This is a genomic window from Acinetobacter sp. T_3_1, assembly GCF_025377055.1.
Classification (GTDB): domain Bacteria; phylum Pseudomonadota; class Gammaproteobacteria; order Pseudomonadales; family Moraxellaceae; genus Acinetobacter; species Acinetobacter kookii.
On the sequence record NZ_JACHVD010000032.1, the window covers coordinates 1 to 6,834 of the forward strand.

Genomic DNA, 6,834 nt, shown 5'->3' on the forward strand with positions numbered 1-6,834 from the left:
GAGATGGCTATCCTCCTTACACAAACCGCCAATTCTGGCTGATGATACCTACGTTTCCCTCAAGCAGGGTACGTAGTCGCGTGCTCTGCTTTTACAAAATGGAGCTACGCTATGTTTTCCCGTCATAAAGTTCTTTATTTATATATCTTTTGCTGCTCATAACTAGGAGCAGACATGTATCTTTCTCTTTTATCAATTGCTCTCGGTTCTGTAATCGGTGCCTGGCTTCGTTGGGGCATAAGTCTAAGATTTAATAGCGTATTTGAAAATATTCCTTTCGGGACAGTGATTGTTAACTTAATCGGTGCTTTTATTATTGGATTAGCTGTATCATTTTTTTCAAATAGCTCAATAAGCCCTAATTATAAGTTATTCGTTGTGACAGGCTTCTGCGGTGCTTTAACGACCTTTTCAACATTTTCAGTTGAAATTGTTGCGTTGCTACAAGCTTCAAAGTTTGAATATGCTATCTCAACAATAGCCATCCATGTAATAGGTTCATTAATCTTTACAGTACTAGGAATACTTTCCTATCAATTTTTCACTAATCATTAATAATCTAAATATTAGAAGGTAAAACAATGAGTTTTAAAAATGTTAAAGCAGGTACTAATCCACCAGATGACTTTAATAGCATCATCGAAATCCCGGCAAATGCTAAACCCATCAAGTATGAAGTGAATAAAGAATATGATGCTTTATTGGTTGATCGCTTTCTAAGTACAGCAATGTCATATCCGTACAATTACGGTTATATTCCTCAAACATTAAGCGAGGATGGTGATCCCTTAGATGTATTTGTAATAGCTCCCCATGCGGTTGCTGTAGGATCAGTAATTCGCAGCAGACCTGTCGGAGTCATGTATATGGAAGATGAAGCCGGTATTGATGCAAAGATCATTGCTGTACCTCATTCTAAGCTCACACCTCTATATAACAATGTTGAAGATCTGAGCGACCTCCCTCAGCTTCAATTAGATCAAATGAAACATTTCTTTGAACATTATAAAGACTTGGAAAAAGGTAAATGGATGAAATTTAATGGTTGGGGCAATGTAGAAGAAGCCAGACAGGAGATTCTAAAATCTATCCAAGCATACAAATAATTTAGATCAAAGGGACCCAAATCTGAGGTCCCTTTTTATGCTATTTAACATAATGGGCATTATACGAAATGCATACATTTAAAATTATAAAAATCAAAAACTTATGATATAAAGAATGTGCTCGACGATGTCGGAAAGCCGGCTTGGAAACAAGTCGGCTTTTTATTGAGCGGTTTTGATAGTTCTTGCCAATAATTTTGTTTAAAAAGTAAACAATTTTGAGGTTTTTCAAATTTTATCAATACCTCAATGTCCAAAATTATCCACATTTTTTGTGGATAAAATTTAGGCTATTTTGTACGCTTTGGCTCACATGAAACTCGGCCCTTTGCTCCTATGCGGCATACTGGAATTTTCCTATGATGAACTCATCGGGAACAGGAAGTTTCATAACATAAAACAATAATTATAAGTTATTCGATAGGGATCAGAGGATAGTGAAAGCACATGAGAAAACATGAAAAACCCCGGCAGGATGCCGGGGTTTTTTATTATCTAGAAATAGTAATTAGTTGGCAGTATCTAATTGGTTTTGATTGATAAATTTAATCAACGTATCCTGAATAAACTCACCCAACTCAACACCTTGTTTTTTAATTAATTTTTCTAAATTTTCAATTATTTCATGGTCTAATTCAAACGAAATTTCTGATGAGGTTGCCATTAATAAATCGTAGTTGCTTTCTACCATTTTTTTAAAGACTTCCTCAGGATTATTCTTTAATGGCACGTTGAAGGACAGTCGGAGAGAACTGTTAATAATTTCAACATGTGTGTATCCAAGATGTTCTGTATTTTTTCCGACAAATCCTAAATGCTTCATCATGATTCTCGAATCTGGTTATAGCCAATAGCCCTCAATCGAGAGCTATATAAATCAAGCCAGGCTTTCTTTTACAAATTGTGGATCAACAATAAATAATCGAATAAGCGATGTTGCTGCTCCTGAAGGTCTTCTAGCACCTTGTTCCCAAGATTCGAGTGTACGTCTCGAAACACCCAGAAGTTTGGCAAACTGTTCTTGTGTCAGTTGAGCCTTTCTACGAGCTAATGCTACATCGGTCTCAGTGATTACAGTTCTTTTAGCTGCATTATTAGCAAGCATATCATCTATACCTTGCAAGATTTCAGCTTCAATATCTCTGGTTGCTTCAAAAGCTTCGAGTTCTTTTTCAGTCATTAAACGAGTCATTTAATTTCTCCACCAATGCTTGAAGAGTTTTTTTACTAAGCTGTACCGTTTGCTTTTTACTGTACAGGGTCAATAACCAAATCTCTCCATTTGTTAAACGATTAAAGTAGATGACTCTGACACCACTACTTTTACCTCTCCCACCGCTCGTCCATCTAATTTTACGAATGCCACCTGAATTAGGCTCTACATCTCCTGCTTCAGGATTTAATGCCAAGAATGTTTTGAATTCTTCGTATTCTTCCTGAGTCCAATAAACAAGACAGTATTTAGTAAATAATGGGGTTTCACATATTGTATACATTGCTTGTATTCATACTACCTTGTAGTAATTTATTCTATACGACTATGTAGTATTTTTAAATATTAATTCTGAGTTTTTGGTTTTTAATTCTTACATAATTCCAAAGCTAAAGGATATCAAACACGTATGAATGAAATTTTACGTGATGCCATGCTAAAAAAATTAAAAAATCCTCAATAAAAAATGGGAGCTCGACTCCCCGTTTTTTTATTACAAAATTTATAAAATTTGATAGAATGGAAAAATTATTCAATTAAATTTTATGGCTTTTTTATGAAAAAAATTATTATCGGGGTTTTAACTGCATCAACACTTTTAATTTCTGCATGCAGTACATCACAACCTATGTGGAGAAAAGCAGGAATAACTCCACACGATGTAAATAATGCTTTAGCAAAATGTCGCTATGATGTAGGTTTGGCTAAAGTAAACCAGAATGAAAAAGCTGAAATGATACAAGATTGTATGATGGCTCAAGGTTTTAGATACACCTATTAATATTAATCAAATTAAACTTTATCGGTATCTTAATGAAAAAGTTAATAGGTTTCACAGCTATAGCTATTATTTGTACAAGTTCTTTAGCAGAAATTCCTGTAAAAAATAATAGTATTCCTTTTAATAAGCTTCCTATAGAAATCAAAGAAGTAGTCCAAAATCATTATATTGAAGCATGTGAAGGCATAGCTGAAGATGAAGAGATGGCGATCAAGAATCCTAAAATCACTTTCGATAAAGGTTTTCTAGTAAATGTAGATTTTAATAATGATGGCTTAAAAGACTACATTATCCGATCTTCAGAAGTTACCTGTGAAGGTGCTTACTCAATGTTCACTGGCAACAGTGATGGTTTTATAGATATCTACTTTCAAAATAAAGCAGGTAAATATGATCATGTACTTAACTATTGGTTAGGACGTGAAGGATTAGAACTTGAAAAAAGAAAAGATGGCTATCGTTTTATATCTGAATATAACGACAGTTATCTAACATGGGATAAATCTATAAATAAGTTTATTTCATATTATGGCCCTGAAAAAAGAAAAGATATTTTAGATATTAATGATGAGAACTCGACAACTAGCCAAACCTCTACAGAGAAAGGTGAAGTTCTAAGACAAGCTTTTCAATAATTTAGACATATTCAAAAGACGCCTATGTAAAGGCGTCTTTTTATTTATTTAACATAAAAACTCTTATACGAAGCCAAAAAAGTAGCCCCACCCCCATGTTGGATAGGAGCTTTATGGCAAAAAATAGAGTGAATTCGATAAAAAATGAAATCCTCTAATTCTTGTTTTAATTATTTTTCTAACTAAGAATTAGAGGATTAATTTCTTTACCTCTGGAGTTTTATAATTATTGTTATAAAATTTATTAAATCACTTATTGCTCAAATAATCTTCACAATCTGATCATTCACTCATGGATAAGTGTGATGGAAACCACAAAATCAATCAGATCTAAAAATCATACAATTACACTATTTATGATGAGCGAATTGTTCTTTTAATTTTCTGATCAGTCTTGTATTGCGACAAAGCATAGACCGCCCAGATGGCAGCCGGGATCCAACCTAAAACTGTAATCTGAAGTAGCAAACAAATGATGCCTGCAAATGGTCGCCCTATGGTGAAAAACAGCAGCCAGGGAAAAATTAAAGCAATTAGCAATCTCATTTCAAATTCCTATGTATCTTTTCAAAAAATTAATAATTAACTGCCGACAGATCAAACAGCTTACGATCTCTTTCATCCGTTAAATACTTATCCATCTGAGCAATCAGTTTTGCCCGAGCCTGTTCATCATCTTCGGTAATTTTCAACATACAGGATCCGATCAAAATCTTGCGTCTGGTATCCTCCTTTCGTGCCTGTTCTTTCTCTTTGGCACGTTCTCTTGCCAGTGCTGCCTGTCTTTGAGCCTTTAACTGCTTTAGCTTTTCTTCCTGTGCCTTAATTTTACTATCTAGAGTTTCAGTAACGCTCATTAATCTAATACCATCATCCTGGGAAACCATCCCTAACATAAGCGCACTTGAATCTGCATTCAAGGTGCTATATGTATAGTAATGTTTTCCTCGAAGAGCGCACTTATGCAAACTTCGTTTGCAAGTCCGATTGGGGTCTCCCCAATACCCCGACAACCGTATTCACGGTTGTATTTCACTACGTGAAAATTTAAAAGCGAAAAATAGGCATGGCGATTTACCACTTTTCAGTCAAAACCGTAGCACGATCAGCAGGGCGTTCCGCCACTGCTGCGATTGCCTATCGGGCAGGTGAAAAGATCTATTGCGAACGTGAAGGCCGAGAACATGACTACAGCCGAAAAACCGGTGTGGAATACAAAGAAATTTATTTACCAGAAGGCGCACCAGAGCATTTAAAGAATCGAGAAAAACTCTGGAACGAAGTTGAACAACGGGAAACCCGAAAAAACTCGACTGTAGCCAGGGAATTTGAAATTGCCTTTCCAAGTGAACTGAACCAGGAACAACGTCTGACCATGCTCGAAGAATTATGTTCCAGCATCGTGGAAAGACATCAGGTAGCAGTCGATGCCTGTATTCATGCACCGCATACCGGATCCGGCAGTGATGAGCGCAAGTATCACGCCCATATCCTAATGAGCTCACGTAAACTTACGCCAGAAGGTTTTACAGAGAAACCCCGGGAACTCGATCAGAAACACAGTGGAGAAATCGAGCACTGGCGTGAACACTTTGCCGCTATCTGCAATGTGCACCTGGATCGAGCCGGATCCACAGCCCGGGGCGACCACCGCAGCTACAAAGCCCAGGAGAATGGCCTGGAAGCCACCCTGCACGAAGGACCGAAAATCACGGAACTACGTAGAAGAGGCATCGAAACCGAAATCAGCCGAAGCAATGATGAAATCAAACAGAGAAATCAGGCTCAGTTGCAATACGACAAAAATATGGACGTTCTAATTGCTGAAAATGAGATAAAACTCAGCACACTGAAAACAGAACAGCAGATCCAAATCAAGAATAGCGCTAAAACGCCACCAATTGACGAAAAAGCCCTGTTTGAGGAAAAACAGAGGGAAACCCTTGGCAAAGTGCTAAAACGNCTAATTGCTGAAAATGAGATAAAACTCAGCACACTGAAAACAGACCAGCAGATCCAAATCAAGAATCGCGCTAAAACGCCACCAATTGACGAAAAAGCCCTGTTTGAGGAAAAACAGAGGGAAACCCTTGGCAAAGTGCTAAAACGCGAAATCAGCGCAACAGAGGCGAATCTAGACCTGGATTTTATGCAGGATGTTTTCAAAAAGGCAGAAAACACCTTGGGTAAGATGCAAAAGCATAAAAACGAGTTTAGTCAGCAGCTCGCCCAAGACATCGTGAAAAGTGGACTCCAACAAAGTCATGACAAATTGCAACGCCTGGTGGATCAACACAACCAAATAACCCAGAACAAACCCTTACTGTTTGGAAAAAAAGCCTGGGGAGCCCAACGTGATGCGATTTACCCAGAACACAAAAAACTGAAAGGTCAGCATGAGCACCAGAAAAAACATGGTGTGAAGGATTTATTGGAAAATGAAAAATTCAAAGAACATGCCTGGAAGCACTACCAACAACAACATCCGGCCAAAGCCAAGCAATACCAGACTCTATACCCAACCTATCAAGTCATTAAAAAATGTGTGGATGAGATCAAAGCAGAACAACAAATGAAACTTAGACAAGAACAACAGCTCAAAGCAAAGCAACATGCGCCAAAAATGAAATCTCGTGGCATGAGTCGATAAACAGAGCGAGTGTCTACGAGCGAACTGAAAAAATTTGCTTATCCCTTTCCCTGATTACAAGCTCCCTATCCATCAATCACCTGCTTTACAGAGCATCCCGAATGGGTGCGAACTTTCCAAGTTTGATTCCTAAACCGAGCGTAGCGAGAAAAAAAAAGCTTATGAGCGAAGCGAATTCCGAGTTGCTTTTGCTTTTTCTAAAAGTCACGAAAACGTGAACCAAAAATTGCCCCGACGAATCGAGCGAAAGCGAGATTCAATAGAGTTTGAGCGAAGCGAAAACCAAGGGCAATTTTTCATGAAATATGCTTTTAATTATTTTTTAAATTTTTTAAATGTTTTTAACTCGACTGAATCCTTTTATTTATAAGACTTTCAAGCTTTATATAGCAACGTTTCCTCGGTTATATAGCAACGTTTCCTCGGTTATATAGCAACGTTTCCTCGGT

Annotated in this window: 9 protein-coding genes, 2 pseudogenes and 1 riboswitch; of the genes and pseudogenes, 6 read left to right on the plus strand and 5 right to left on the minus strand. The window is 37.3% G+C overall.

Annotated elements, in window-relative coordinates; genetic code table 11:
• Positions 1–58, plus strand: a riboswitch (Fluoride riboswitch). This riboswitch is flagged as partial in the annotation.
• 116 nt (positions 59–174) lie between these two features.
• Both crcB and ppa read left to right on the plus strand, forming a co-directional pair.
• Positions 175–555, plus strand: coding sequence for a fluoride efflux transporter CrcB (crcB, locus tag H4I94_RS15600; RefSeq protein ID WP_005225409.1), 381 nt, complete (start codon positions 175–177; stop codon positions 553–555).
• Positions 556–581: 26 nt separating this feature from the next.
• The gene (gene ppa, locus H4I94_RS15605) at positions 582–1,106 is read left to right on the plus strand and encodes an inorganic diphosphatase (RefSeq protein ID WP_005225406.1); all 525 of its coding nucleotides are present in this window, start codon (positions 582–584) and stop codon (positions 1,104–1,106) included.
• 508 nt (positions 1,107–1,614) lie between these two features.
• On the opposite strand, the gene H4I94_RS15610 is transcribed toward ppa, so the two are convergent.
• From H4I94_RS15610 to H4I94_RS15620, 3 genes are read right to left on the minus strand one after another with little or no spacing between them, the layout of a single operon-like run.
• Positions 1,615–1,932, minus strand: a complete 318-nt coding sequence (locus tag H4I94_RS15610; protein WP_261183674.1) for a hypothetical protein — start codon at positions 1,930–1,932, stop codon at positions 1,615–1,617.
• A gap of 51 nt (positions 1,933–1,983) precedes the next feature.
• Positions 1,984–2,298: a helix-turn-helix domain-containing protein gene (locus tag H4I94_RS15615; RefSeq protein ID WP_067724398.1), complete on the minus strand. Its 315-nt coding sequence runs from the start codon at positions 2,296–2,298 to the stop codon at positions 1,984–1,986.
• Positions 2,279–2,602 (minus strand): transcriptional regulator, encoded by a 324-nt coding sequence (locus H4I94_RS15620; protein WP_074382630.1) that lies wholly within the window; start codon positions 2,600–2,602, stop codon positions 2,279–2,281. The genes H4I94_RS15615 and H4I94_RS15620 overlap by 20 nt, the downstream gene beginning before the upstream one ends.
• A 99-nt stretch (positions 2,603–2,701) precedes the next feature.
• Here H4I94_RS15620 and H4I94_RS15625 point away from each other — a divergent pair.
• The 3 genes and pseudogenes from H4I94_RS15625 to H4I94_RS15635 all read left to right on the plus strand — a co-directional run.
• Positions 2,702–2,782: pseudogene (locus tag H4I94_RS15625) on the plus strand (BrnA antitoxin family protein); the annotation flags it as partial.
• A gap of 93 nt (positions 2,783–2,875) precedes the next feature.
• The gene (locus H4I94_RS15630; RefSeq protein ID WP_074382629.1) at positions 2,876–3,100 is read left to right on the plus strand and encodes a hypothetical protein; all 225 of its coding nucleotides are present in this window, start codon (positions 2,876–2,878) and stop codon (positions 3,098–3,100) included.
• Between the two features lie 32 nt (positions 3,101–3,132).
• Positions 3,133–3,735: a hypothetical protein gene (locus tag H4I94_RS15635; protein ID WP_074382628.1), complete on the plus strand. Its 603-nt coding sequence runs from the start codon at positions 3,133–3,135 to the stop codon at positions 3,733–3,735.
• A gap of 354 nt (positions 3,736–4,089) precedes the next feature.
• On the opposite strand, the gene H4I94_RS15640 is transcribed toward H4I94_RS15635, so the two are convergent.
• Both H4I94_RS15640 and H4I94_RS15645 read right to left on the minus strand, forming a co-directional pair.
• Positions 4,090–4,281 (minus strand): YqaE/Pmp3 family membrane protein, encoded by a 192-nt coding sequence (locus tag H4I94_RS15640; protein ID WP_004728112.1) that lies wholly within the window; start codon positions 4,279–4,281, stop codon positions 4,090–4,092.
• Positions 4,282–4,310: 29 nt separating this feature from the next.
• Complete coding sequence (locus H4I94_RS15645) at positions 4,311–4,592, minus strand: hypothetical protein (protein WP_005225839.1); 282 nt, start codon at positions 4,590–4,592, stop codon at positions 4,311–4,313.
• A 209-nt stretch (positions 4,593–4,801) separates the two neighbouring features.
• On the opposite strand from H4I94_RS15645, the pseudogene mobQ reads away from it, so the two are divergent.
• A pseudogene (gene mobQ / locus H4I94_RS16360) lies at positions 4,802–5,680 on the plus strand (MobQ family relaxase); the annotation flags it as partial.
• Positions 5,681–6,834: the final 1,154 nt, after the last annotated feature.